The sequence below is a fragment of the Actinoallomurus sp. NPDC052308 genome (genome assembly GCF_040679195.1).
GTDB classification, from domain to species: Bacteria; Actinomycetota; Actinomycetes; order Streptosporangiales; family Streptosporangiaceae; genus Actinoallomurus; species Actinoallomurus liliacearum.
The window spans coordinates 135439-161317 of sequence record NZ_JBFAUM010000016.1; the positions used below are offsets into that span (position 1 = coordinate 135439).

Annotated in this window: 26 protein-coding genes; 16 read left to right on the plus strand and 10 right to left on the minus strand. The window is 70.5% G+C overall.

Features of this window, described 5'->3' with window-relative positions; all coding sequences use genetic code 11:
• Nucleotides 1–10: 10 nt before the first annotated feature.
• Nucleotides 11–2845: a hypothetical protein gene (locus AB0L00_RS30340; protein ID WP_364440490.1), complete on the minus strand. Its 2835-nt coding sequence runs from the start codon at nt 2843–2845 to the stop codon at nt 11–13.
• 223 nt (nt 2846–3068) lie between these two features.
• Here AB0L00_RS30340 and AB0L00_RS30345 point away from each other — a divergent pair, with 223 nt between their 5' ends.
• On the plus strand, nt 3069–3455 hold the full coding sequence (locus tag AB0L00_RS30345; RefSeq protein ID WP_364440491.1) for an SCO5389 family protein: 387 nt from the start codon (nt 3069–3071) through the stop codon (nt 3453–3455).
• 52 nt (nt 3456–3507) lie between these two features.
• Here AB0L00_RS30345 and AB0L00_RS30350 read toward each other — a convergent pair whose 3' ends face one another.
• Together AB0L00_RS30350 and AB0L00_RS30355 are read right to left on the minus strand one after the other, a co-directional pair.
• Nucleotides 3508–4248 (minus strand): L,D-transpeptidase family protein, encoded by a 741-nt coding sequence (locus tag AB0L00_RS30350; protein ID WP_364440492.1) that lies wholly within the window; start codon nt 4246–4248, stop codon nt 3508–3510.
• Nucleotides 4249–4459: 211 nt separating this feature from the next.
• A complete protein-coding gene (locus AB0L00_RS30355) occupies nt 4460–5056 on the minus strand; it encodes a DUF1707 domain-containing protein (RefSeq protein ID WP_364440493.1) in 597 nt (198 codons plus the stop codon).
• Between the two features lie 132 nt (nt 5057–5188).
• On the opposite strand from AB0L00_RS30355, the gene AB0L00_RS30360 reads away from it, so the two are divergent.
• Complete coding sequence (locus tag AB0L00_RS30360) at nt 5189–5860, plus strand: cupin domain-containing protein (protein ID WP_364440494.1); 672 nt, start codon at nt 5189–5191, stop codon at nt 5858–5860.
• Between the two features lie 108 nt (nt 5861–5968).
• Here AB0L00_RS30360 and AB0L00_RS30365 read toward each other — a convergent pair whose 3' ends face one another.
• A complete protein-coding gene (locus AB0L00_RS30365; RefSeq protein WP_364440495.1) occupies nt 5969–6868 on the minus strand; it encodes an SDR family oxidoreductase in 900 nt (299 codons plus the stop codon).
• Between the two features lie 196 nt (nt 6869–7064).
• Nucleotides 7065–7733: a DedA family protein gene (locus tag AB0L00_RS30370; protein ID WP_364440496.1), complete on the minus strand. Its 669-nt coding sequence runs from the start codon at nt 7731–7733 to the stop codon at nt 7065–7067.
• Between the two features lie 125 nt (nt 7734–7858).
• Between AB0L00_RS30370 and AB0L00_RS30375 the strand changes: the two genes are divergently transcribed.
• The 5 genes from AB0L00_RS30375 (at nt 7859) to AB0L00_RS30395 (ending at nt 14779) form a co-directional block, all read left to right on the plus strand.
• Nucleotides 7859–8899, plus strand: coding sequence for a serpin family protein (locus AB0L00_RS30375; protein WP_364440497.1), 1041 nt, complete (start codon nt 7859–7861; stop codon nt 8897–8899).
• 185 nt (nt 8900–9084) lie between these two features.
• Entirely contained in the window at nt 9085–12774 is a 3690-nt protein-coding gene (locus AB0L00_RS30380) for a multifunctional oxoglutarate decarboxylase/oxoglutarate dehydrogenase thiamine pyrophosphate-binding subunit/dihydrolipoyllysine-residue succinyltransferase subunit (protein ID WP_364440498.1), read from the plus strand.
• Nucleotides 12775–12867: 93 nt separating this feature from the next.
• Nucleotides 12868–13047 (plus strand): DUF6104 family protein, encoded by a 180-nt coding sequence (locus AB0L00_RS30385; RefSeq protein WP_252775676.1) that lies wholly within the window; start codon nt 12868–12870, stop codon nt 13045–13047.
• A 171-nt stretch (nt 13048–13218) separates the two neighbouring features.
• Nucleotides 13219–14046, plus strand: a complete 828-nt coding sequence (locus tag AB0L00_RS30390; RefSeq protein WP_364440499.1) for a DUF4097 family beta strand repeat-containing protein — start codon at nt 13219–13221, stop codon at nt 14044–14046.
• Nucleotides 14047–14062: 16 nt separating this feature from the next.
• Complete coding sequence (locus tag AB0L00_RS30395; RefSeq protein WP_364440500.1) at nt 14063–14779, plus strand: PadR family transcriptional regulator; 717 nt, start codon at nt 14063–14065, stop codon at nt 14777–14779.
• Nucleotides 14780–14800: 21 nt separating this feature from the next.
• Here the strand turns inward: AB0L00_RS30395 and AB0L00_RS30400 are convergent, their stop codons facing one another.
• The 3 genes from AB0L00_RS30400 to AB0L00_RS30410 form a co-directional block, all read right to left on the minus strand.
• On the minus strand, nt 14801–15769 hold the full coding sequence (locus AB0L00_RS30400) for a zinc-binding dehydrogenase (protein WP_364440501.1): 969 nt from the start codon (nt 15767–15769) through the stop codon (nt 14801–14803).
• A 65-nt stretch (nt 15770–15834) separates the two neighbouring features.
• Nucleotides 15835–16095 carry a hypothetical protein gene (locus AB0L00_RS30405; RefSeq protein ID WP_364440502.1) on the minus strand — a complete coding sequence of 87 codons (261 nt, stop codon included), beginning with the start codon at nt 16093–16095 and terminating at the stop codon, nt 15835–15837.
• Nucleotides 16096–16219: 124 nt separating this feature from the next.
• Nucleotides 16220–17404, minus strand: a complete 1185-nt coding sequence (locus AB0L00_RS30410) for an NADP-dependent malic enzyme (RefSeq protein WP_345356745.1) — start codon at nt 17402–17404, stop codon at nt 16220–16222.
• A gap of 328 nt (nt 17405–17732) precedes the next feature.
• Here AB0L00_RS30410 and AB0L00_RS30415 point away from each other — a divergent pair, with 328 nt between their 5' ends.
• From AB0L00_RS30415 to AB0L00_RS30430, 4 genes are all read left to right on the plus strand, one after another.
• On the plus strand, nt 17733–18563 hold the full coding sequence (locus tag AB0L00_RS30415) for an ABC transporter substrate-binding protein (RefSeq protein WP_364440503.1): 831 nt from the start codon (nt 17733–17735) through the stop codon (nt 18561–18563).
• 142 nt (nt 18564–18705) lie between these two features.
• Nucleotides 18706–19671, plus strand: a complete 966-nt coding sequence (locus AB0L00_RS30420; RefSeq protein WP_364440504.1) for an ABC transporter substrate-binding protein — start codon at nt 18706–18708, stop codon at nt 19669–19671.
• A gap of 4 nt (nt 19672–19675) precedes the next feature.
• Entirely contained in the window at nt 19676–20608 is a 933-nt protein-coding gene (locus tag AB0L00_RS30425) for an amino acid ABC transporter permease (RefSeq protein WP_364440505.1), read from the plus strand.
• 20 nt (nt 20609–20628) lie between these two features.
• Complete coding sequence (locus AB0L00_RS30430) at nt 20629–21387, plus strand: amino acid ABC transporter ATP-binding protein (protein WP_364440536.1); 759 nt, start codon at nt 20629–20631, stop codon at nt 21385–21387.
• 1 nt (nt 21388) lies between these two features.
• Here AB0L00_RS30430 and sodX read toward each other — a convergent pair whose 3' ends face one another.
• Complete coding sequence (sodX, locus tag AB0L00_RS30435) at nt 21389–21868, minus strand: nickel-type superoxide dismutase maturation protease (RefSeq protein WP_364440506.1); 480 nt, start codon at nt 21866–21868, stop codon at nt 21389–21391.
• On the opposite strand from sodX, the gene sodN reads away from it, so the two are divergent.
• From sodN to AB0L00_RS30450, 3 genes are all read left to right on the plus strand, one after another.
• Nucleotides 21824–22225 (plus strand): superoxide dismutase, Ni, encoded by a 402-nt coding sequence (gene sodN, locus AB0L00_RS30440; RefSeq protein WP_345356731.1) that lies wholly within the window; start codon nt 21824–21826, stop codon nt 22223–22225. The genes sodX and sodN overlap by 45 nt on opposite strands.
• Nucleotides 22226–22550: 325 nt before the next feature.
• Nucleotides 22551–22970, plus strand: coding sequence for an anti-sigma factor (locus AB0L00_RS30445; RefSeq protein WP_345356725.1), 420 nt, complete (start codon nt 22551–22553; stop codon nt 22968–22970).
• Nucleotides 22971–23076: 106 nt separating this feature from the next.
• Nucleotides 23077–23835 (plus strand): RNA polymerase sigma factor SigF, encoded by a 759-nt coding sequence (locus AB0L00_RS30450; protein ID WP_364396744.1) that lies wholly within the window; start codon nt 23077–23079, stop codon nt 23833–23835.
• Nucleotides 23836–23908: 73 nt separating this feature from the next.
• On the opposite strand, the gene AB0L00_RS30455 is transcribed toward AB0L00_RS30450, so the two are convergent.
• Complete coding sequence (locus tag AB0L00_RS30455; RefSeq protein WP_345356719.1) at nt 23909–24286, minus strand: hypothetical protein; 378 nt, start codon at nt 24284–24286, stop codon at nt 23909–23911.
• Nucleotides 24287–24370: 84 nt separating this feature from the next.
• On the opposite strand from AB0L00_RS30455, the gene AB0L00_RS30460 reads away from it, so the two are divergent.
• Together AB0L00_RS30460 and AB0L00_RS30465 are read left to right on the plus strand one after the other, a co-directional pair.
• Complete coding sequence (locus tag AB0L00_RS30460) at nt 24371–25297, plus strand: diacylglycerol kinase family protein (protein WP_345356716.1); 927 nt, start codon at nt 24371–24373, stop codon at nt 25295–25297.
• Between the two features lie 256 nt (nt 25298–25553).
• Complete coding sequence (locus AB0L00_RS30465; protein ID WP_252809415.1) at nt 25554–25808, plus strand: WhiB family transcriptional regulator; 255 nt, start codon at nt 25554–25556, stop codon at nt 25806–25808.
• Nucleotides 25809–25879 lie beyond the last annotated feature (71 nt).

Sequence of the window (25879 nt, forward strand, 5' to 3'; positions counted from 1 at the left end):
TCAGCTCGGCTTAGGGAATAGGGGTGCGCCAGAGAGTGGGCACGTCGCCGGACGCGTCTCCGGTGAATCCGACGCCGACCAGCGTGCCGCCCACGACGGTGAGCCCGGCGAGCCGCTGGGTGCCGAGCCCGTCCAGCCCCCGACCATGCGGCCGCGACGCCCGCCAGGTACGGCCGTCCGGCGAGGTCCACAGCACCACGTCGGAGCCCGTCGTACCGGCGAGGACGAAGCCGTGCGCCGTCGCCGTCACCGCCGTCACCGCCGTGCCCTGCCCGACCCCGGGCAGGGAGACGGGCTGCCACGTCCGGCCGCCGTCCGCCGAGACCGCCGCGAAGGCCGCCGAGCCCGGAGCGCCCGCCGCCGGCGGGCCGGTCACGCCCGCCGCGCCGGTCACGCCGGTCGCGACCAGCGCCCCGCCGCGCGCCACGACCGAGGTCAGCGAGCCGGCGGTGGCACCCTGTGGGAGCGCCGGCGCGCTCGCGGACAGCGTCCACTGCTTCCCGTCCGGGGAGGTCCAGATCGCCGGCTGGGCCGTCTTGTTCCTCGTCTGGCCGCCGACCGCGACGAACCCGGCCGACCCCGCCGTGACGTCGGCCGTCCACTTGGGGGCGTCCGCGGACCCCTCCAGGTCGCCCTTTGCCGCGTCGCCGGCCCCGGCCCAGTTCTTCAGGTCCGTGGAGTACCAGGCCGCGGCGCTGTCGCCGCGCCGGCCAACGATGACGTACGCGCCGGCGTTCGCGCTGGCCGCCACCGGGGTGAGGCCCGATCCGCCGAAGACCTTCCCGCCCGGCACGGCCTGCCAGGAGCCGCCGGCCGCGGACATCAGGGTCAGCGGGCGGCCGCCCGCGCCCCCGACCGCGAGCCAGCCCGCGGCCCCGTGCACCACGTCGGCGAGCTGCCGGGGGGGCGTCCCGGCCGGAAGCGTGGCGCGGGTCCACGCCGAGCCGTTCGGCGAGGTCCACATTGCGGCGTCACCGTTCGAACTGCCGACCGCCATGACGCGGCCGGCGTCGGCGACCACGCCGGTGAGCGTCAGCTCGGGGTGCACGGCGCCCGGGATCGCGCTGAGGTTCACGTCGCCCGCGCCGGTGACGGTGAGGTACGCGTCGGTCGCGCCGAGCCGTCCGGTGACCACCGCGCCGGCCGTCGCCGGCACGACGTCGGTGAGGTCCCGGCCCGGCGGAACGTCCCCGGCGTGCTGCCAGCTCTTGCCGTCCGCACTGGTCAGCACGGCCGTCTTGCCGCCGCCCACCGGCACGAGGGCGGCCAGGCCGGTGTCGGCGCCGCGCAGCGCGCCCAGGTGCGAGTAGCCGGCCGTGCCGAGCCGGCCCAGCGGCGCCCAGGTCTGCCCGTCGGCGGAGCCGAAGATGACCGCGAAGGACGTCGTCCGGCGGTGCTTCTTCGACCCGGTGGTCTGCGATCCCTCACGGGCGGCGAACAGCCCCGAGCGGGTCGCCACGAGCGCGACGACGTTGCCGGACGACCCCTGGGCCTGCGGGATCGTCACCGGCGCCCAGCTGCGCCCGGCGTCGGGCGACCGCCAGACGGCCTCCCGGTCGATCGTCTGCGTGACCTTCCGCTTCTTCTTCTTGACCTTCTTGGTGACCGTCACGGTGGTCCGCAGCGCCCCTTCGACGACCACCGTGTCGCCGAACGCAGCGGCCGAGGAGACGCGGATCGGCGCGCCGCCCCCTTGCGGCGTGAGCTGCTCCGGGCCCACGCGTGTCCAGGAGCGGCCGTCACGGGACGTCCAGACGATCCCCTGGGTGCCGTCCTTCACCGTGGCCGACCCGACCGCGACGAACCCCGAACCGGTGCGGACGAGGCGGTTGACCTTGTCGCCGGGACCGAACGCGCCGACGACCGCGGCGCGCGTCCAGGACCGGCCGTCGCGGCTCGTCCACGAGACCGCGCCCGCCGAGGTGAGGCCCAGCGCCGCCCACCTGCCGGTGTTCCCGGCGATCAGCTGCGGATACTCCCCCGGTGGCGGATCGCCGCCGTCGGCCCCGCGCACCGACGCGACCCGCCAGGAGCGGCCGCCGTCGGCGGAGATCAGGAACTGCGCGCGCGAATAGACGCCGCCCTGCTCCGAGCCGATCGCCACGACGGAGTTACCGGCTCCGGCCACGGCGGTCAGCGCGTGCGACCGGCCGCTCGTCTTGGCCGCCGGGTCCGGGGCGAAGAGACGGTCGGCGGCCACGGGCACGGGCGTCGCCGGCTTCTTCGGCTCGTCACCACCCGTACCGAACAGGGCGTAGGCGCCCCCGCCGAGGACGACGACGGCCGCGGCGGCGATGGCGACGGGCCGGAGCGGCACCGACGGCAGGCCGCGGGTCCGCTTCGGCGGCGTCCACGGCTCGTCGTCCGCCGTACCGTCCGGAGGAGCCGTGGGAGGAACCGCCGGAGGCGCCGCGACGGGAGCGGCCGCGGCGGGGGCGGCGGCCGGCGCGACGACGGAGGAGGCGGCCGGTGCCGGGGCCGTGGGCCGCGGCGCGGTGCTCGTGGGCCGCGGCGCCGTGCTGGTGGGGCTCGCGGGGCTCGGATACGCCGCGGCACTGGCCGCCACGGGAACGCTGGGCGGGGTCGACGGACGGCGCTCCGGCTCGGCGCGGCTCCAGTCGATCCCGGCGCGGTGCCACACGGCGTTGGACCGCTGCCAGGGCGAGGAGTTCGGCACTCCGGGAACGCGGCGGCCCTCCGAGGCCTCGTCCGCCGCCTCCGCGAGCCGTTCGCTGATCCGGCGGCGCTCGTCGCGGCCGGAACGCCTGGAATTCTTCTGGGTCGGGCGGACGGCACTGCCGCCGAAAGGCTCCCCGGGGGGCGCTCCGCTTCCGGTCGTGGTCACGCTCACCTCTTGTCAAAGACCGTTCGTGCAAGGACCTATCAAACCGCTATTCGGCCCGAAAGGGGGCGGAGACGAGGCCGTCCCGGCTTCGTTCTCCCGGCCGTGGACGGCGCGTCACCGGCCCGTTCCATTCCGTCGGCGACCGCGCGGAGGCTGTCGTCACCGTCGAGCCATAGACGTTCCCGGCAGGGCCTGCCTAGCGTCCCCTTCCGGAGGTGGTGACATGTCCCTGACCGTTTCCCCCGAGCTCCTCGACCGCGCTCAGCGGGACGAACTCGACGACGCGGCCTTCGTCGAGTGCATCCGCACGTCCCTGCCGTACGCCTGGCAGGTCGTCGAGGGGCTGATCGGCGAACTCCGGGCGGGCGGCACCGACTTCACGGCCAATGAGGTGCCGCCCCCCGACGAGGCCGCCCGTGGCCAGCTGCTGCGCATGCTGGCCAGCGACGCGATGCGCGGAGCGCTGGAACGCCATTACGGCGTCCGCCTGGCGTTCCAGAACTGCCACAAGCTCGCGGTGTTCCGCCCGGAGGCCGAGGAGGCGTATCGCGAGTTCGTCACCCCGCGCGCCCAGATCCTGAATCAGCGGCCCGAACTCGTGGACTGCTGAGAAAGGAGAAACGGAGCCGTACGCCCACGCGTACGGCTCCGTCTCTGGATACTCAGGCCGGTGCCTTGCCCCGGAGGTAGACCTTGGTGTTCAACGGCAGCAGCTTGGCGACGATGTCCGCCGTGTGCATCGGCGTCCGCACGCAGCCGTGCGAGGCCGGGTACAGCGGCACCTCAGGCTCGCCGTGGATGGCGTAGCCGCCGTGGAAGTAGTTGGCCTTGTAAAGCTTGCCGAGCGGGCCGGTCTCCCAGCCCTTGGCCTTCCGGTACACGTAGTAGTTGCCGGTCGGCGTCCGCGCGTTGATCTTGTGGCCGTTCTGGTAGTAGTACGCCCGGCCGCTGGAAATGTGGCTGATGAGGACCAGTTTGCCGCTCTTGTAGATGTAGAGCAGCTGGTGGGTCAGGTCCACCTCGGCGCGGTTCGCGGCGCCGCCCTTGATGAGGGCCTTCGGGACCTTCGGGTGCGCCAGCGCGGCCCAGGTCTTCGAACCGACCGGCGCCGACTGGTTCGGGTGCATTCCCTGGGCCTTCTGGAAAGCCCAGACAGCGAACCGGGTCTGGCTGCCGTACTGTCCGTCGACCGTTCCCGGGTCGTAGTGCAGGGCGATCAGGCGCTGCTGCAGACGCGTGACCGCCGCACCCTTGTCGCCGTAATGGAGCGTCGGGTTGGCCTGCGCCTGCACGGGGGTCGTGGCGGCGGCGGCGAACGCCGTCGCGGGGGCGGCCACAGCCGGGACGAGGGCCATTGCCGACAACGTCCCGATGGCGGCGGCCTTCCCCAGGCTCATTCGCATACAGCTCTCCCAAACATTGACAGATTGCACGAGCCAACCTGTTTTACCTCATGCGGCCGATCATTACGATGCTTTTGCCACCGCAAAGGTTCGTTCGGGTGCTGTGGGGGATGTCACCGCCGCCGACCGGAAAGACCGGTGTTCGGACGTCATCCCAGGCGGGCGGTCAAACGTCGCCCGCCCGGCCGTCGGTCAGGGTGTGCGCCGGAGCTCAGCGTCTGGGCATGGTGCGGACGTCGACCCGGCCCTTGTAGGCATAGCCCCGGATGTGCACGACCGGCGCGTCGGCGGCCAGGTCACCGGTCCAGTCCCCGTCGTGCGTGACGCCGAAGCCGCTCGCCTCGACCCGGACGCCGGGCGGCACGAGGAGCTGCAGGTCCGACTTGTAGGCCACGGCGAGGATCGTGGTGAGCGCCTCGGTCAGCTCCGCGGCCCGCAGGTCGATCACGCCGCCGCCCTTGTAGACGAGCGCGCGGTACGTCCCGGGCACCCGCCAGCGTCCGGCCTGCCGCAGGGTGTTCTTGTAGGCCACCGCGTAGCGCCCCGGTTTCGGCAGGTGCGCGGGCGCCGCCGGCCGCGACGCGGCCGGCGCGGTGGACGCGGTGGCCGCCGGCAGATCGACGAGCAGTTCGGCCAGGTCGCCGTGGGTCCGCGCGGAGAGCGCCCCGCGCATCCGCTCGTCGAACTCCCCGTCGGTGAGACGACCCTCCGCGAAGGCCACCTGTAGCCGCTGCACCGTCTCGTCGCGGTCCTGGTCGGAGGCGCGCATGCTCGGCCGGCCCGGCGACGCCTCGTGGTACGGCTCCATCGGCAGACCCCTTTCAAGTCGAGATGCATCTTAACCCAGCATCTCTCTAACTCCGAGACCTGTTTCCGTGACACCGGACCGCGACGCGGCCGGATCCATCGGCGGGAGGACTCACCGGACTACGGTGGAACCGTGCTCCTACTCACGACACTCGACGCATGGCGCGCGGACCCGGACGAGCCGTTCCGCAGCGAGACGGCCGCGTACGCGCCTGAGGAGGACGCCGCCGCGCTGGCCACCGAGCACTTCGGCGACGAGCAGGTGATCGCGCTGGTCTTCGACCATCCGCGGCTGCTGCTGCCCGGCGCGGTCAACCGCGAGATCGTCCGGGAGATCCGGTACGGCCGCCGGGACCCGGGCGGCAGGGTCACCGGCTTCGAGGTCAGACCGCCGGTCGCCGAGTCCCTCGACCTGTTGCCGCACCCGGAGGGCGGCTGGTTCCGCGAGACCTGGCGGACCTCCGTGCCGGTCGCCGCGCACGGCGGCGAGCGTCCGACCGCGACCGGCATCTACTTCCTGCTCGGGCCGGGCGAGGAGTCGATGTGGCACTCCGTACGCTCGGACGAGCTGTGGCTGTGGCACCGCGGGGGCCCGCTGGAGCTGATCTTCGGCGGCGAGGCCGACACGCCCGGCCGGCAGACCGAGACGGTCATCGTCGGCCCGGACGTCGAGCACGGCCAGCGGCCGCAGGCGCTGGTGCCCGCAGGCGTCTGGCAGGCCGCCCGGCCCGCCTCGGACCGGGAGGTCCTGGTCAGCTGCGTGGTCTCCCCCGGCTTCGACTACGCCGACTTCCAGGCCATCTGACCCGGCCGGACCGCGCCCGGCGGGGTGCCCGTCCGGTGAGGATGGCCGCCGGGCGGGGACGACCGCCCGCGCGCGGATCGGGCGGACGGCCGGGCCGCGCCGGAGGCGTTACTGCAGGGCCTGGAACAGCGCCGTGGTCTGCTCGCCGATGTTCTTCGGGACGAGGTACGGCTCCGTCGCGTTGACCTGCTGCCAGTTGTCGCGGACGTCCTCGACGCTCAGCCCGTCCTTCTTGGTGAAGCCCGCCACCTCGGCGACGAACACGCGGGCGACCTTGCCGCCGCCGACCGTGTAGGTCTCGCCGGTGCTCTCGTTGCTCTCATGGGCCAGCCAGGCGACCACCGGCGTGACGTGCTCGACGCTGAGCCGGTCCTGGAACTCGGCGGGGAACAGGTCCTCCGTCATCCGGGTCCAGGCGATCGGGGCGATGGCGTTGACCTTGATGTTGTACTTGGCGCCCTCGGCCGCGAGCGTCTTGGTCAGGCCGACGAGGCCCATCTTCGCCGCCGAGTAGTTCGCCTGGCCGAAGTTGCCGAACAGGCCCGCCGGCGAGGACGTCATGACCACCCGGCCGTACGCCTGCTCCCGTAGGTGCGGCCAGGCGGCGTGCGTGACGAGGAAGGATCCGCGCAGGTGCACGGCGATGACCTGGTCGAACTCCTCCGGCGACATGTTCTTGAACGACTTGTCCCGCAGGATGCCGGCGTTGTTCACGACGATGTCCACGCGGCCGAACGCGTCGAGCGCGGTCCGTACGATCGCCTCCGCACCCTCCGTGGTGGCCACGTTGTCGGTGCTGGCGACGGCCTCCCCGCCGTTCTTCGTGATCTCGGCGACCACCTCCGCCGCCGGACCGGTGGAGGCACCGGTGCCGTCGAGGGCGCCGCCGAGGTCGTTGACGACGACCTTCGCGCCGCGCGCGGCCAGTTCGAGCGCGTGCTGCCGCCCGAGGCCCTGGCCCGCTCCGGTGACGATCGCCACCCGTCCGTCGAACCGCAGTTCCGCCATTCTCCGCACCCTCCTCGCGACCTGAGCTCGTGAACCTGGGTCCACCGTGACCCCAGTGTCCAACACCCGACCGAATCCCGCTCGGTCGGGGACGCCCCAAAGTCGTGGAAAGGCGTCGGCCCGCGATCCGTTCCCGGATCGCGGGCCGTTCCGTGTAGGCCGATGCCTCGTGGCCTGGACGAGCGACGCCGCCGCGTCAGGGGGCGCGGTCGGGCACCGGCTCCGGCTCGTCGGCCGAGGCGGGCTCCGCCTCCGGCGCGGCGTTCTCCCGGCGCTTGCGGCGCACCGACCAGACGACGAACGCCACGATCGCGATGGCGGCCACCGCGATCGCCAGCACCCGGCCGGCCCACTGCGCCACCTGCTCGAAGGCGGTGCCGACCAGGTAGCCGCCGAGCGTGAAGCCGACCCCCCAGGTGACCCCACCGAGCGCGTTGAACGCCAGGAACCTGCCGTACGGCATCTTGGCGCTGCCGCACAGCGCGGGCATGAGCGCGCGGAGCAGTGCGGTGAAGCGGCCGATGAAGACGGCGGAGGCACCGCGCCGGCGCAGCAGGGCGTGCGCCTTGTCCACCTTCGGGCGGTGCTTGTGCAGCGTCCGCATGCCCAGCAGCCGGTCACCGTAGCGGCGGCCGATCTCGTAGCCGACCGAGTCGCCGACGACCGCCGACAGCACGATGATCACCAGGAGGACGGGAAGCGAGACCCGGTGCTGGCTGGCCAGCACGCCGGCCACGACGATGGCGGTCTCCCCCGGGAAGACGAAGCCGAAGAACAGCGCCGCCTCGGCGAAGACGAGCGCCGCGACGACGCCGTAGATGACCGGACCATGAAGGTCGAGGAGAGCATGCGTGATGGAGCCCACAGGCGATCAACATCCCAGTTTCGGGGTCGGCACCTCGTCATCGTATGAGCCCTGGTCCACCCGTGAATCGTTCTGAGGTGGGAGAGCGGGTCATTACTTTGGATCAGTAGGGAAGGTGGCACACCGTGGACGACTTCCTCATGACGCTGCACGGCCGGTTGCCGGCGGAGGCGAATCTCGTGTGGTCGCCGTACTCCGTGGCGTCGGCGCTGGCGCTGGTCGCCGCGGGCGCGCGCGGGCGGACCCGGGAGGAGCTGACGCGGGTGCTCGGCGCGCCACCGGAGCGGCTCCGGCTCGCCGGGGCCGCCGCGCCCGGCGACGCCGAGATCCGCGTGGCCAACGTCCTGTGGGCCCGCGCGGGGCTCCCCGTGAAGGACGCCTACCGGCAGGCGATCGCGGAGCTCCCCGGGGCCGCGTTCCGCGTCGCCGACTTCGCCGGTGATCCGGACGCCGCGCGCCGGGTCGTCAACGCCGAGGTGGAGAAGGTCACCGAAGAGCTCATCCGGGACCTGCTGCCGCCCGGATCGGTCGACCGGCGGACCGCCGCCGTCATCGCCAACGCCCTGTACCTGAAGGCCGCCTGGCGCAGCCCGTTCGCCGAGCGGGACACCCGGCCGGAGCCGTTCCACGGCGTACGCGGGCGGAAGCGGGTGCCGATGATGCGGCGGACCGGGCGGATGGCGTACGCCGAGACCGATGGCTGGCGGATGGCCGCCCTGCCCGCCGACGGCGAGGTGGCGGTCGAGGTGTTCGTCGGGCCGGACCCCGCCGGCGCGCCGCCCGGCCTGGATGTCCTCCGGCGGCTGCGCGACTCGGCACGCCACGGCAGCGTGGCGCTGTCCCTTCCCCGGTTCCGCGTGGAGAGCCGGGTCAGCCTGGGCGAGACGCTCGACGCGCTGGGCGCCGGGACCGCCTTCACCGGCGACGCGGACCTGTCCGGGATGTCCGCGGAGCCGGTCCACCTCGACCGGATCGAGCACAAGGCCGTGCTGGACGTGGACGAGGCGGGCTTCGAGGGGGCGGCCGCGACGGCCGTGGTGATGACGCTGTCGGCGTTCACTCCCGGGCGTCCCGTGGAGTTCCGGGTCGATCGGCCGTTCCTCGTGCTGGTCCGCCATCCCCGCACCGAGGCGATCTACTTCGCCGCGCGGATCGCCGACCTTTGAGATCGAGATCACACAGGAGTCGGCCGAAACTTAGGTTTTTACCCTGTTCCCGCCCAAAGCACACGCCCGTTTTGGCGGAGATCACCGGCCCGTCCCGGGGCTTTGCCCCGCCGAGGCCCTTAGGCCGGTAGCCTTGACAAGGTTACTGATCCACCTGCGAGCCGCGGAAGAGGGCGATCGCCGCCGTGTCGACCCAGTCGTCGCGATCCTCCGCCGACCTGAACACTCCTGACTTCGGTCCCAACGAGTGGCTGGTCGACGAGCTTTACCAAAAGTACCTGGAAGACCCCAACTCGGTTGATCGAGCCTGGTGGAACTTCTTCGCCGACTACCAGCCGGATCGCCCGGCCAAGGCGCCCTCCGGCGCCGACGGCGCGGCGCCCCCGACGACACCGCCCACCCCCACGGCTCCCACTCCGAAGCAGACACCCGCCGCCCCGGCCACCGCGGCGAAGCCCGCCGAGGCCGCCAAGCCGGCGTCGGCCGCGCCCGCGAAGAAGGCCGCGCCCGCTCCCCAGGTGCCCGGCGGCGCGGAAGAGGTGCGACTGCGCGGCGTCGCCGCCCGCACGGTCACCAACATGGAGGCCAGCCTGGCCGTGCCGACCGCGACGAGCGTCCGCGCGGTCCCGGCCAAGCTGCTGATCGACAACCGCATCGTCGTCAACAACCACCTGAAGCGCGGCCGAGGCGGCAAGGTCTCCTTCACCCATCTCATCGGCTACGCCATCGTCCGGGCGCTGCAGGCGATGCCGGAGATGAACGCCTCGTACGCCGAGGTCGACGGCAAGCCGATGCTGATCAAGCCGGAGCACGTCAACTTCGGCCTCGCGATCGACCTGAAGAAGGACGACGGGCAGCGACAGCTCGTCGTGCCGAACATCAAGGCCGCCGAGACGCTCGACTTCCGCCAGTTCTGGGCGGCGTACGAAGAGCTGGTGCGCAAGGCGCGGTCCAACAAGCTGACGATCGACGACTACGCCGGGACGACGATCAGCCTCACCAACCCGGGCACGATCGGCACCGTCCACTCCGTGCCGCGGCTCATGCCCGGCCAGGGCTCGATCATCGGCGTCGGCGCCATGGAGTACCCCGCCGAGTACGCCGGCACCTCCGAGGAGGCGCTCGCCCGGCTCGGCATCAGCAAGGTCATGACGCTGACCTCGACGTACGACCACCGCATCATCCAGGGCGCCCAGTCGGGCGACTTCCTGCGGATGGTCCACCGCCTGCTCCTCGGCGAGGACGAGTTCTACGACGAGATCTTCGAGGCGCTGCGGATACCGTACGAGCCGGTCCGCTGGGTGCAGGACATCAGCGCCACGCACGAGGACGACGTCGCCAAGGTCGCCCGGGTGCACGAGCTGATCCACGCCTACCGGGTGCGCGGCCACCTCATGGCCGACACCGACCCGCTGGAGTACACCCAGCGCCGGCACCCCGACCTCGACGTCCTCAAGCACGGCCTGACGCTCTGGGACCTCGAGCGCGAGTTCGCCACCGGCGGTTTCGGCGGCAAGCCGACGATGAAGCTGCGCGACATCCTCGGCGTGCTGCGCAACTCCTACTGCCGGACCGTCGGCATCGAGTACATGCACATCCAGGACCCCGGCGAGCGGGCCTGGATCCAGGGCAAGGTCGAGGTCCCCCACGACAAGCCCGACCGCGAGGAGCAGCTGCACATCCTCGGCCGGCTCAACACCGCCGAGGCGTTCGAGACCTTCCTGCAGACGAAGTTCGTCGGGCAGAAGCGGTTCTCCCTCGAGGGCGGCGAGTCGCTGATCCCGCTGCTCGACTCGGTGATCACCGCGGCGGCGCAGGACCACCTCGACGAGATCGTCATCGGCATGGCCCACCGCGGCCGGCTGAACGTCCTCGCCAACATCGTCGGCAAGTCCTACGGCCAGATCTTCGGTGAGTTCGAGGGCAACCTCGACCCGCGCAGCGCGCAGGGCTCCGGCGACGTGAAGTACCACCTGGGCGCCGACGGCGACTTCGTCGCCCGCGACGGCTCGAAGATCCGCACCGCGCTGGTGGCCAACCCGAGCCACCTGGAGACCGTCGACCCGGTCGCCGAGGGCGTCGTCCGCGCCAAGCAGGACCTGCGCGACGTCGGCGAGGGCGGCTTCACCGTGATGCCGATCCTCATCCACGGCGACGCGGCGTTCGCCGGGCAGGGCGTCGTGGCCGAGACCCTCAACCTCTCGCAGCTGCGCGGCTACCGCACCGGCGGCACCGTGCACATCATCGTGAACAACCAGGTCGGCTTCACGACGGCGCCGGAGTACTCCCGCTCCAGCGTGTACGCCACCGACGTGGCCCGGATGATCCAGGCGCCGATCTTCCACGTCAACGGGGACGACCCCGAGGCGTGCGCGCGCGTGGCCCGGCTCGCGTTCGAGTACCGCCAGGCGTTCAACAAGGACGTCGTCATCGACATGATCTGCTACCGGCGGCGGGGTCACAACGAGAGTGACAACCCGTCGTTCACGCAGCCGCTGATGTACGACCTCATCGACGCCAAGCGGTCGGTCCGCAAGCTCTACACCGAGGCGCTGATCGGTCGCGGCGACATCACCGTCGAAGAGGCCGAGCAGGCGCTGCGCGACTACCAGCAGCAGCTGGAGCGGGCGTTCAGCGAGACCCGGGAGGCCACCAAGCAGCAGCCGCCCGCGGGCTTCACCAAGCCCGACGTCGAGCGCATCCCGGTGGACCACGCGAGCGTCCCGACCGCCGTCTCCGACGAGACGATCAAGCGGATCGTGGACACCCAGCTCAACCTGCCGGAGGGCTTCACGCCGCACCCGCGTGTCCAGCCGCTGCTGGCCAAGCGCGCGCAGATGGTGGAAGAGGACGCGATCGACTGGGCGACCGGTGAGATGTTCGCGTTCGGCTCGCTGCTGATCGACGGCCGCCCGGTGCGGCTCGTCGGCCAGGACAGTCGGCGCGGCACCTTCGGCCAGCGGCACGCCGTGGTCTTCGACCGCAAGACCGGCGAGGAGCACACCCCGCTCAAGCAGTTCGGCACGGGCACCTCGAAGTTCTACGTGCACGACTCGCTGCTCAGCGAGTACGCCGCGATGGGCTTCGAATACGGCTACTCGATGACCCGCCCGGACGCGCTGGTCTGCTGGGAGGCGCAGTTCGGCGACTTCGCCAACGGCGCGCAGTCGATCCTGGACGAGTACATCTCCTCCGGCGAGCAGAAGTGGGGCCAGCGCTCCAGCGTCGTCCTGCTGCTCCCGCACGGCTACGAGGGCCAGGGGCCGGACCACTCCTCCGCGCGCATCGAGCGCTACCTGCAGCTGTGCGCCGAGGACAACATGACGGTGGCGCAGCCGAGCACCCCGGCGAGCTACTTCCACCTGCTGCGCTGGCAGGCCCTGTCGCCGCGGGAGAAGCCGCTGATCGTCTTCACGCCGAAGTCGATGCTCCGGCTGAAGGCCGCCACCTCGGCCACGGCCGATCTCACCTCCGGATCCTTCCAGCCGGTGATCGGTGACCCGAAGCAGCTCGGCCAGGTCCGCCGCGTCGTGCTCACGAGCGGCAAGCTGTACTACGACCTGGCCGCCGCCCGGGAGAAGTCCGGCGACACGTCGGTCGCGCTGGTCCGCGTCGAGCGGCTCTACCCGCTGCCGGTGGACGAGATCAAGGCCGAGCTGGCGAAGTACCCGGCCGACGCCGAGCTGGTCTGGGCGCAGGACGAGCCCGCCAACATGGGGGCATGGCCCTTCATGGCGCTGAAGCTGCCGCCGCACCTGGAGGGCCGGGAGCTCAAGCGGGTGTCCCGCCGGGCGAGCTCCTCGCCCGCCGTCGGGTCCGCCAAGATGCACGCTCTGGAGCAGCAGGGCCTGGTGGCCGCGGTCTTCAGCGAGTAGCGGCCGCATCCGGCCTACGGCGCTCCGCACGGTCAACGTGTGGAGCGCCGTTCCGCTCGCGGGCACGAACGACAGCGAAAGAGAACGATTGCCATGTACTTCACGGATCGGGGGATCGAGGAACTCGCCGACCGCCGGGGCGAGGAGGAGGTCTCCTTCGTCTGGCTGGCCGACCGGCTGCGGGAGTTCGTCGATCTGAACCCCGAGTTCGAGACCCCGGTCGAGCGGCTCGCCACCTGGCTGGCCCGGCTGGGCGACGAGGACGACGACTGACCCGTCGGCCGTCCCGCAGCGGCGGGCCGCGGGACGGCGGACAGTCCGGCCCCCTCGTCGGGTCATGGATCCTCGCCCGCCATCCGGCTTGCCACACGATACATCTTGACTTTCGCCTAACACGACATATCTTGTTAACAGCGAAGCCTCCCGACGGAAGGGAATCGTGCCGTGGCGCGCTGGACCGTGGATGAGCCGACGAACCTCGACTTCGACGGCGTGGTGGCCCTCAAGGCCAATATCGTGGCGGGAACCATCTCGATCCTGCCGAGTGACGAGCGACCCACCCTCCAGGTCGGCGAGATCTCGGGGCAACCTCTCGAGATCGTGCACGAGGCCGGGATGCTCAACCTCAACCACAAGAGCGCCGGCTGGGACGGCGTCCTCAAGTGGCTGCAGAACACCCGGGGCCGGGTCAGCGTGACGATCACCGTTCCGCCCGACTGCCCGGTCACCCTCAACCTCGGCACCGCGAACGCGATCGTCACCGGGCTGGCCGGACGGGTCTCCGTCAAGACCGCCTCGGGCGACGTCACCCTCGACGGCGTGACCGGGTCGATCGACGCCAACACGGCGGCGGGGGACATCGAGGCACAGGGGCTCGCGGGCTCGGTCACCTTCAACTCGGTCTCGGGGAACCTCTCCCTCGCCGGCGGCAGCCTCGACCGGCTGACCGCCCATTCGGTCGCCGGGAAGGTCACGACCGACGTCGACCTGCGCACCGGCAGCCGCGCCCAGGTGAGCACCGTCTCCGGCGAGGTCACCATACGGCTGCCCGAATCGACCTCCGCCAAGGTGTCGCTCAACTCCATGACCGGCCGCGTCGACGCGGCCTTCCTCGAGCTGACGCGCACCCGGCCGGACCGTCCGGTGGGCAAGTACGTGAGCGGTACGCTCGGCGACGGCGATGCGTCCCTCACGATCAACTCGGTCTCCGGTGCGATCACACTGCTCAGCCGACCGGATCCAGAGGAACTGACGCGATCGGCGAGCGAGTGAGAAGGGGGAGCGAGTAATGAGTCCAGTGTTCGGGCATGGCCGGCTGCGGTTGTACCTGCTGAAGATGCTCGAGGAGAGCCCGCGACACGGCTATGAGGTCATCCGGCTGCTCCAGGACCGTTTCCTCGGCGTCTACTCCCCCTCCCCCGGCACCATCTACCCGCGGCTGGCCCGGCTCGAGGAGGAGGGCCTGGTCACCCACGAGGTCGTGCAGGGCAAGAAGGTCTACCGCCTCACCGACGCGGGCCGTGCCGAGCTGGAGCGCCGGATGGACGAGCTCGCGGAGCTGGAGGAGGAGCTCACCGAGTCCGTACGCGACATCGCCCGCGAGGTCCAGGAGGACGTGCGCGACACCGTGCGGTCGCTGCGCGAGGAGCTCACCCAGGCCGCCCGGGAGATGCGCCGGCAGAACCCGGTCGGCGCGGCACAGAACCTGAAGGAGACGACGCGGCGGCAGAAGGACGAGTGGCAGCGACAGAAGGCGCAGTGGAAGGAGCACAAGCGCGCGCTGCAGGAAGAATGGCGGAGCACCTGGGACGACGCCTGGGCCACCGCCACCGGCACGCAGGAGGACGCGGTCCGCGTCAAGCTCGACCGGGCGCTGCGCAAGTTCGTCGACGAGATCCGCACCGCGGCGCGGGACGGCATCGACGAGGAGCAGGTCACCGCGGCCCGTGCGCTCCTCGCCGAGACGTCCGAGCGGCTGCGCACGGAGATCCTGGGCAAGAGCTGACCGCGCGCCGGCCGGCGCCGGTCAGGTCGTGAAGACGATCTTCCCGAAGACGTCGCCGTCGATCATCGCGGCGAAGCCGTCGCGGGCCTGCCGCAGCGGGATCGCGCGGTCGATCCGCGGGCGCACGCCCGTCTTGTCGAGGAAGCGCGCCAGCCGTACGAGCTGATCCCGGGTGCCCATCGTGGAGCCGACCACCGACAACTGCAGGAAGAACACGCGGCTCAGCTCGGCCGGCGGCACCTGGCCGCTGGTCGCGCCGGACACGACGATCCGGCCACCGGGCCGCAGGGACTTCAGCGAGTGCGACCAGGTGGCCTGGCCGACGGTCTCCATGACCGCGTCGACCCGCTCGGGCAACCGCGCGCCGGACTCGAAGACCTGGTCGGCGCCCAGTTCGAGGGCCCGCTTGCGCTTGTCCTCGGTACGGCTGGTCGCCCAGACGCGGTAACCGGCGGCCGCGCCCAACGCGATCAGCGCGGTGGCGACCCCGCCGCCCGCCCCCTGGACCAGGATGGTCGAGCCGGGCTGCAACCCGGCCTTGTCGAACAGCATCCGGTACGCGGTGAGCCACGCGGTCGGCAGGCAGGCCGCCTCCTCGAACGAGATCGAGGCCGGTTTGGGCACCAGGTTGCGGCGCGGCACGGCGACCTTCTCCGCGAAGGTCCCGTCGTAGGACTCCGACAGCAGCGAGCGCTTCGGATCGAGCGTCTCGTCGCCCCCGCCCCGCTCCGGATCGCCGATGACCGAGTGCACGATCACTTCGTTGCCGTCCTCGTCGACACCGGCCGCGTCGCAGCCGAGGACGATCGGCAGCCGGTCCTCGCGGATCCCGACGCCGCGGAGCGTCCAGACGTCGTGATGGTTGAGCGCGGTCGCCTTGACGGTGACGGTCGTCCAGCCCTCGGGAACCGTGGGATCGGGACGCTCCCCCAGCTCCAGCCCGTTCAGCGGATTGTCGGCATCGATGCGTGCGGCAGTGACGGCGAACATGTCCGCAGCCTAACCCGGCCTCCCCCGAACGATCAGTCGAGGGGCCGCCGCCACCGCAACCCCGGCTACCTCGCGTACCGTTCGATGTCCTCCTCGAAAAGAAGTCGCTTAAGGCCTTCCGGGCTGACATCGACGAGAGGCTGGCCGCCTTCTTCGCCGCAGACCGGGAAATCGGCTCTCGGTCGCTCACCGGCTTCTTCCGTCCGGTCGAGCATCTGGCGCAAAGCTTCCTCCACGACTGAGCCGAGAGTTTGACCGCGCTGAGCCGCGAACATTTTGGCGTCGCTCAGCAGCCGATCGTCGATTCGCACCGTGACACTTCGCATGCCCACAGTGTCCAACTGGCGACCGTAAGTATCAATCGAATTACCCACAGCGCCCTCTCCCACAGAGCATGCCGCGGCCCGTGCGCCTGGTGAGGTGCGCGGGCCGCGACGGGTCGTCTGGGGGTCAGAGGCGGGCGACGCCGTCCTTGCGGGCCTGGTCGGCGACCGCCTGGGTGACGGCGGGCGCGACGCGTTCGTCGAACGGGCTGGGGATCACGTAGTCCTCGGACAGGTCGTCGCCGACCACGTCGGCCAGCGCGCCGGCCGCCGCGAGCTTCATCCCCTCCGTGATCGTGTGCGCGCGGACGTCGAGAGCCCCGCGGAACACCCCGGGGAACGCCAGCACGTTGTTGATCTGGTTGGGAAAGTCGCTCCGCCCGGTCGCGACCACCCGGGCGTGCCGCCGGGCGATCTCCGGGTGGATCTCCGGCTCCGGGTTGGAGAGCGCGAACACGATGGCGTCCTCGGCCATCACGTCGAGGCAGTCCTCCGGGATCGTCGCGCCGGACAGGCCGATGAAGACGTCCGCGCCGTGCAGCGCGTCCTCGGTCGAGCCCTGCAGCCCGGCGCGGTTGGTCGCGCGGGCGAGCTCCTGCTTGATCGGGTTCAGCCCCTCGCGGCCCTCGTGGATCAGGCCCTTGCTGTCGGAGAGGGCGATGTCGCCGATCCCGGCGTTCAGCAGGATGCGGGACACGGCCACCCCGGACGCGCCGGCTCCGGCCACGACCGCACGCATCTTCGCCAGCGGCTTCCCGGTGAGGCGCGAGGCGTTGCGCAGCGCGGCGAGCGCCACGATCGCGGTGCCGTGCTGGTCGTCGTGGAACACCGGGATGTCGAGGGCCGCCCGCAGCCGGTCCTCGATCTCGAAGCAGCGCGGCGCGCTGATGTCCTCCAGGTTGATGCCGCCGAAGCTCGGTGCGAGCCGGGTGATCGTCTCGACGAGTTCGTCGGTGTCGGTGCAGTCGAGGCAGATGGGCACGGAGTCGACCCCGGCGAACTCCTTGAACAGCAGCGACTTGCCCTCCATCACCGGCATGGCCGCGGCCGGGCCGATGTCGCCGAGACCGAGCACGGCGGTGCCGTCGGTGATGACGGCCACGACCTTCGAGGTCCAGGTGTAGTCGTAGGAGAGCTCCGGGCGCTCAGCGATCGCGGAGCACACGCGCGCGACGCCGGGAGTGTAGGCGAGGGCGAGGTCGTCGTTGTCCCGGACCGGGACGGTCGAACGGACCTCGAGTTTGCCTCCGCGGTGCAACGCGAAGGCCGGATCAGCATCGTAATTGTGTGGTTCGACAGGCTCAACGGCCACAGCGACCCCTGCTACTAGTGGAAATACGGGCAGACGACCGCATTTGCCTCCGGGTCAATGGACAGCGCGGCCGTCTCTCGATGTGCGTACGGGGGTCACCCGTCGACCAATTGTCCCACACCCCGAGGCGGCGTCCAGTCAGGGGGGCGCAACGGGCAGGTCACGACATCGCCCGTTATCCATTCGTGTCATTGTTGATCACCATCCGGGCGCGAGTAGGCCAAGATGTCGTCTGACCCTCCGTACGTACCCGCCTCCGCCCCGAGGAGGAGCACTGCGTCCCCGTCCCTTCGTCCGCCGCCTGATCGCGGCGGGCCTCACCGCACTCATGACGACCCCCGCCCTCGCGGCCTGCGAGAACGCCGACCCGGCCAGCGCCCTCGGCCGCGTCGAGAAGGCGGACAAGATCGTCATCGCGACCGATGCCCTGTACCCGCCCAACGAATTCAAGCAGGGCGAGCAGATCGTGGGCTTCGACATCGACCTGGGCACCGCCATCGCCCGGAAACTGGGCGTCAAAGCGGAGTTCCAGGACATGAAGTTCGAGTCGATCATGCCCGCGCTCAGCGAGGGCAAGTACGACATCAGCCTCTCGTCGTTCACTGACACCCGGGAAAGGGAGAGCCGGCTCGATTTCGTCACATACCTGTCCGCGGGCACGATGCTGCTGGTCCGGAAGGGCAATCCGAAACGGCTGCAGCCGGACGGCACGTCCCTGTGCGGCCGCCGGATCGCCGTGGAGCGGGGCACCACGCAAGAAGACGAGTTCACTCCACCCAGCCCGGCCAAGCCCAACGCCGGTTCGCGCCTGAGCACATGCCGGAACGCCGGGCGGCCGGCGCCCGTCCGTCTCGCGTTCGACGACCAGGCCGCTGCCAACGCCGCCCTCGCCAAGGGTCGCGCCGACGGGGTGCTCGCCGACGCGCCCTCGGCGGTCTACGGCGCGAAGCAGGCCGCCGGCCGCTTCGAATTGTCGGGGCAGCCGTACGGCACCGCGCTGTACGGAATCGCCATCCCCAAGCACCACGACAACCTGCGGAACGCGATCTTCAAGGCGATGAAGGACCTGATCAACGACGGTACATACCGGCAGCTCACCGACAAGTGGGGCATCTCCGCCGGAGCCGTCCGCGGGCCGCGGATCAACGCCGGAGTCTGACGACCCAGTACCAAGATCATCGGCTGTTGTGGGATTGTTTCACGGCAGTAATCGCACTTCGGACAGGGTTGCGCCAAGATGTCGGGCAACCACCGTGCAATCAACCGGGGCGTGACGCCCCGTAAGCCTGGAGGAGGACGCCGTGCACAGCGGTCTTCGCCGTCGCGCCCTTGGGGCCGGCATCACAGTCCTGGCGGCGGCCCTCGCCATGTCCGCCTGTGGATCCAGCAAGACCGAAGGGGGGGCGCCGGCCGGCGGTAAGAACGTCGGCGACATCTTCTCTTCGATCAAGCAGGATCCCAAGCTCAACGCCATGCTGCCCGCCAACATCAAGAGCGCGGGCAAGTTCACCGTCGCGGCGGACCCGTCGTACGCGCCGAACGAGTTCTTCGACACCGACAACAAGACGATCATCGGTTTCGACGTCGACCTCGGTAAGGCGCTCGGCAAGAAGCTCGGCGTCGAGTTCACGTTCCAGCAGGCGGGCTTCGACGCGATCATCCCCGGCATCACATCCGGGAAGTACAACCTCGGCATGTCGTCCTTCACGGACAACACGGAGCGCGAGAAGGTCGTCGACTTCGTGACCTACTACACCGCGGGCTCCTCCCTGATGGTCAAGAAGGGCAACCCGCAGGGGCTCAAGCCGGACGACCTGTCCCTGTGCGGCAAGAAGGTCGCCGTCGAGAAGGGCACCGTGCAGCTCGACGAGCTGTCCGCGACCATCGACGACAAGAAGGGCCTCGGCGCCCGGACGAAGAAGTGCAAGGACGCCGGCAAGCCGGCGCCGATCGCGCAGCCGTACCCCGACCAGGCCGGCGCCAACCTCGCCCTGTCCACCGCGCGCGCCGACGCCGTGCTGGCGGACTCGCCGGTCATCGACTACGCGGCCAAGCAGTCCAACGGCCAGTTCGAGGTCTCCGGCGCGGCGTACGACACCGCCCCGTACGGCATCGCGGTCGGCAAGAACCTGGGCCAGAGCAAGGACGCCATCCTCGCGGCGCTGAAGGCGCTGCAGTCGGAGGGCACGTACAACAAGATCCTCGAGAAGTGGGGCATCCAGGACGGTGCCAACACCAACCCGGTGATCAACGGTGCCAAGGGCTGACAGCATGACCGTTTCCGACGAGACGGTGAGCGAGGGACGGCAGGAGGAGATCCGGGCCGTCCCCGTCCGCCACTACGGACGCTGGATCGCGGCGGTCCTGATCACTTACGTGGTGGTCTGGATGGCCTGGAGCGTCGCGCACAACGAGCGGCTCCAGTGGGACGTCATCCGGCAGTACCTCACGATCGACGCCGTCGTGCAGGGCGTCGGCGTGACACTGGAACTGACCGTCATCGCGATGGTCATGGGCATCGTGGGCGGCGCGCTCCTCGCCGTGATGCGGCTGTCGCCGAACCCGCTGATCTCCGGCATCGCGTGGGCGTACGTCTGGTTCTTCCGCGGCACCCCGGTCCTGGTGCAGATCCTGGCCTGGGGCTTCATCAACGCCTTCATCCCGCAGTTCTCGATCGGCATCCCGTTCGGCCCGACGTTCGCGCACTTCAGCGCGAACTCGGTGATCACGCCGTTCATCGCGGGCTGCCTGGGCCTCGGCCTCAACGAGGCCGCGTACATGTCCGAGATCGTGCGGGCCGGCATCCTGTCGGTCGACCCGGGCCAGGACGAGGCCGCGACCGCGCTGGGGATGAGCCGGGGGCAGACGCTGCGGCGGATCGTCCTCCCGCAGGCGATGCGGGTGATCATCCCGCCGACCGGCAACGAGGTCATCTCGATGCTGAAGACGTCCTCGCTGGTCAGCGTCATCGCGGTCTCCGATCTGCTGTACTCCGTGCAGATCGTCTACGGCCGTACGTACCAGACCATCCCGTTGCTGCTCGTGGCGTCGCTCTGGTACCTCGCCATGACGTCCATCCTCAGCGTCGGCCAGTTCTACCTCGAGCGTCGCTTCGGCCGCGGCACGGCTCAGCGGCAGACCATGCTCGAACGGTTCCTGACCAAGCTGAAGGCGCAGCGCTCCACAGAGCAGGGGGCACAGTGAGCGAGGTCGACGCCGTTCCCATGCCTATGGTCAAGGCGGAGAACGTCCACAAGCGGTTCGGCCGGCTGCACGTCCTGCAGGGCATCGACCTGGAGGTTCAGTCCGGCGAGGTGATGTGCGTCATCGGGCCGTCCGGCTCCGGGAAGTCGACCTTCCTGCGGTGCATCAACCACCTGGAGAAGATCGACGGCGGGCGGCTGTGGGTGGACGGCCACCTCGTGGGCTACCGCCAGCGCGGCGAGCGCCTGCACGAGATGCGCGAGAAGGAGATCGCCGCGCAGCGCCGGGACATCGGCATGGTGTTCCAGCGGTTCAATCTCTTCCCGCACATGACGGCGCTGGAGAACGTCATGGAGGCGCCGTGCCGGGTCCGGCGCGAGTCGAAGCGCGCGGTCCAGGAGCGGGCCGTGCAGCTGCTCGAGCAGGTCGGCCTGGCCGAGAAGGCGAAGGCCTACCCGGGGCAGCTGTCCGGTGGCCAGCAGCAGCGGGTGGCCATCGCGCGGGCGCTGGCCATGCAGCCGAAGCTCATGTTGTTCGACGAGCCGACCAGCGCCCTCGACCCGGAGCTGGTCGGTGACGTCCTCGACGTGATGCGGCAGCTCGCGGAGGACGGCATGACCATGGTCGTGGTCACCCACGAGATGGGCTTCGCCCGCGAGGTGGGCGACTCGGTGGTCTTCATGGACGGCGGCGTCGTCGTGGAGGAGGGCAACCCCCGCGAGGTGCTGACCAACCCGCAGCACGCCCGCACCCAGGACTTCCTGTCGAAGGTGCTCTGAGTCAGGAGTCGTTCCGCGTCCGCGCGCTCCGGCCTCGCCGGGGCGCGCGGAGCCGTATCGCGGGCCGGGGCCAGTAACGGGCGATGACGCGTCCGAGGATCAGATCGTCCGGTACGGCGCCGAAGTCCCAGCTGTCCTGCCGGCCCGTGGCCCGCTGGTTGTCGCTCTCCAGCCACCATCCGTCGCGGTCGCGCCAGGCCACCCGCTTGACGATCAGCCGGGCCTCCCGGGGGTGGCGTGCCACGACGACGTGTCCGGGCGCGAGGCGGGCGCCACGGCGTACGAGAAGCCAGTCGCCGGGCCGCAGCACCGGCAGCATCGACTCGCCCGTGACCTCGACCGTCTGCACGTGGGTTACCTCTCTGCGCGCGGGAAGGGTACCAGGAGTAGTGTCTGCCAACGGAGCATGATCCGAAACAACGGAAGGGACACGCAGGTGCTTGCACGACTTCTGCGCCCCAAGACCACGGTGTCGGCCCACTGCGACCTGCCCTGTGGCGTGTACGACCCGGCGCAGGCCCGCATCGAGGCCGAGTCGATCAAGGCGATCATCGAGAAATACCAGTCCAACGACGACCCGGTGTTCCGCGCTCGGGCTCTGATCATCAAGGAGGAGCGGTCCCAGCTGGTCAAGCACCACCTGTGGGTGCTGTGGACCGACTACTTCAAGCCCCCGCACTTCGAGAAGTACCCGCAGCTGCACCAGCTGTTCAACGAGGCCACCAAGCTCGCGGGCGCCGGCGGCACCAAGGGCACGCTCGACGTGGCCAAGGCGGACGAGCTCCTGGCCAAGATCGACGAGATCGCCAAGATCTTCTGGGAGACCAAGAACGCCTGATCCGGGCCGACTCTCGGCCAAGGTCGGACAGTGGCGGGTCGGCCGTTCCCCTCGCGGGATCGGCCGGCCCGCCACACACGTTCTCCACCGCCGGACCCGCCGCGCGACGGACACGACGAGGCCCGGTCGGCGGCCGCGGCCGAAGGAAACCGCCGTGCCCACGGGGCTCCCGCGACCACCGCCCGTACGGACGGCCCCGGCTTTCGCGGACACGCCGCCCGACCTCTACGATCATCACTTCGACGACCGAGCGCGGCGGATGCGCGCGCAGGTGCGTTGAAGCGGTAGTTTCGACATCAGCGGGTAGCCCCAACGAGGGAGTGACGTGACCGAGGAAACCGCGGCCAAGCCGGCGAGTGTGTCCGACGTGCGCGACGTCGTGACCGTGCGGCTGCCGGCCGACAGCGCCTACCTTTCCGTGCTCCGCACGGCCACGGCCGGGCTGGCGGCACGCCTCGACTTCAACCTCGACGAGATCGAGGATCTGCGGATCGCGATCGACGAGGCGTGCGCGATGCTCCTGGCCCAGGCGGTGCCGGGCACGGATCTGACCTGCGAGTTCGAGTTGACCGACGACGCGATGAGCATCTCGGTCTCGGTCCTGACCGTCGACGGCCTGGAGCCCAGCCGCGACACGTTCGCCTGGACCGTCCTGAGCTCGCTCGCGGGTGACGTCGACGCCAAGGTCGGCGTCGACGACCGGGTGACCATCGTCATGAACAAGCGGCGCGGGAAGACGTCGTGAACGCCGCGATCCCTACGGCACTCGACCACCGCCCACGCGGCTTCGGGCCGCTGAGCGAGGTGGACGCGTGACCGAGAAGACCACGGTGGCCGGCAACGAGCACGGCGTGCCCGACCGCGCTCGAGCGCGTCGGCTGTTCGAGCGGCTCGCCACCCTGCCCGAAGGCGACCCGGAGCGCCAGCGCATCCGGGACGAGCTGGTGGAGCTGCACCTGCCGCTCGTCGAGTACCTCGCCCGCCGGTTCCGCAACCGCGGCGAGTGGCTCGACGATCTCGTCCAGGTCGCGACGATCGGGCTGATCAAGTCGATCGACCGGTTCGATCTGGAGCGCGGCGTGGAGTTCTCCACATACGCCACGCCGACGATCGTCGGTGAGATCAAGCGGCACTTCCGCGACAAGGGCTGGGCGGTCCGCGTGCCGCGCCGGCTCCAGGAGCTGAAGCTGTCGCTGACCAAGGCGATCAGCGACCTCGCCCAGCGCGAGGGCCGGGCGCCGACCGTCAGCGAGCTGGCCGAGCACCTGCAGATGAGCGAGGAGGAGGTGCTGGAGGGCCTGGAGTCGGCGAACGCCTACTCCACCGTGTCCCTCGACGCGCCCGACTCCGGCGACGAGGACGCCCCGGCGGTCGCCGACTCCCTCGGCATCGTCGACGACGCCCTCGAAGGCGTCGAGTACCGCGAGTCGCTGAAGCCGCTGCTGGAGAAGCTCCCGGCCCGGGAGAAGCGCATCCTGCTGCTGCGGTTCTTCGGCAACATGACGCAGTCGCAGATCGCCGCCGAGCTCGGCATCTCGCAGATGCACGTGTCCCGGCTGCTGGCCCGCACCCTGGCCCAGCTCCGCGACGGCCTGACCGCCGACGACTAGGCCCTAAGGCCCGAGGCACGAACGAACGCGCCCGCCGAGACGACACCGTCTCGGCGGGCGCGTCGTTTCCGGGCTATTCGTCGATGAGGGCGCGGGTCGTCGGAGGGCTGAGGAGGGCGGCGGCGCCGACGACGGCGACCACGACGAGGACGACCCCGAGGATCTGTCGGTGGCTCTGGAACATCGACACGGCGATGATCAGCGTGAAGATCTGCGTGAGCAGGGCGGGGGCGCGTCCCCAGCGGCGTACCTGCCACAGTCCCCAGCCGACCGCGATGATGCCGGCGCCGCCGAGGACGGCCATGAAGGCGAGGGCGACCGCGCTCGCGAGGTCGTGGGGGCGGCCGATGACGGCCTCGATGCCGACGTACAGACCGACGGCCAGCACGGCGACCCCTTCCAGGGCCTCGACGACGGCTGCGGCGCTCAGAGTGGCGGGACGTGTGGACACACCCAGGAACACTAGCCGGGCGCGACCCGCCGTGATGGCCAGCCCGCGCCTTCCGGTGGTCTGCGGTGAAGCTACCCTTTTTGCGTGCGCGCTCTCTTGATCGCCAATCCGAAGGCGACGACCACGTCACGGCGAGCCCGGGACGTGCTGATGCGCGCGTTCGCCGGCGAGGTACGGCTGGAGCTGGCCGAGACCCAGCGGCGGGGGCACGCGATGGAGCTCGCCGAGCAGGCGGTCGGCGAGGGCTACGACGTGGTCATCGCGCTGGGCGGGGACGGCACCGTCAACGAGGCCGTCAACGGGCTGCTCGCCGCGGGTCCGTCGGAGGACCTGCCGGCCCTCGCCGTGGTCCCCGCCGGCAGCGCGAACGTCTTCGCCCGGTCCCTGGGTCTGCCGAACAACGCCCTCGACGCGGCCGGGCAGGTCCTGGAGGCGCTGCGGGCCGGGCGGCACCGCACGGTCGGCCTGGGCATGGCCGACAACCGTTACTTCACGTTCTGCGCGGGTCTGGGGCTGGACGCGGAGGTCGTCCACGCCGTCGAGCAGCTCCGGGCCGCCGGCTCCCGGGCGTACTCCACGCTGTACATCCGCGCGGCGCTGCGCCAGTTCTTCGTGCTGACGGACCGGCGCCGCCCGGCGCTCACCCTCGAAGTGCCCGGGAAGCCGCCGCTCGGCCACATCTTCCTGAGCATCGTGTCGAACACCTCGCCGTGGACGTACGCGGGCCCCTGGCCGGTGGACCCGAGCCCGCGGGCGGCGTTCGCGACGGGGCTGGATCTGTTCGGGCTGCGGCGGCTCGACGTGCTGTCGACCCTGAACGTGCTGTCGCAGATCCTGCCTCCGTTCCAGCGGCAGCCGCGCGGCGGACAGGTCCTCGGCCTGCACGACCTGACGGAGTTCACGCTGCGGTCGCATCGCCCGATCGCGTTCCAGGTCGATGGGGACTACCTGGGACAACGCGAGGCGGTGACCTTCCGCTCCGTTCCCAAGGCGGTGCGCGTCGTGATCTGAGTCACGAAGTAACGTTCATGTTTCGGCCATGTGACACACGCGACAGCCATACTTTGAGAAAAGTTTCTCAAAGCTCTTGCGCCCTCTCTGGCGCCCTGGGAATCTCTAAGTGGCGCGCGGCATCGGGTATCACCCCTGGTCGAGACCGCCATGAACACATCCCGGACCTTACCCACGGTCCTTGGACTGTTCGCGACATCGTGAAACCGTTCACAAGTGGAGTCGACACTTCACGCGCTACGAAGGAGTGGACCGCATGGACTGGCGCCACCGCGCTGCCTGCCGTGACGAGGACCCCGAGCTGTTCTTCCCGATCGGGAACACCGGCCCCGCGCTGGTACAGATCGAAGAGGCCAAGCAGGTATGCCGCCGCTGCCCGGTGACCGACGCCTGCTTGAACTGGGCACTGACCTCCGGCCAGGACGCCGGGGTCTGGGGCGCCATGAGCGAAGACGAGCGCCGCGCCCTGAAGCGCCGCAACGCCCGTGCCCGCGCTCGCGCCCACGCCTGAAAGACGACGACGCCGCATCGTGGCTCGCAGATCGGCCCACGACATCCGCCGGCTCCGACGCCCGTGACCCC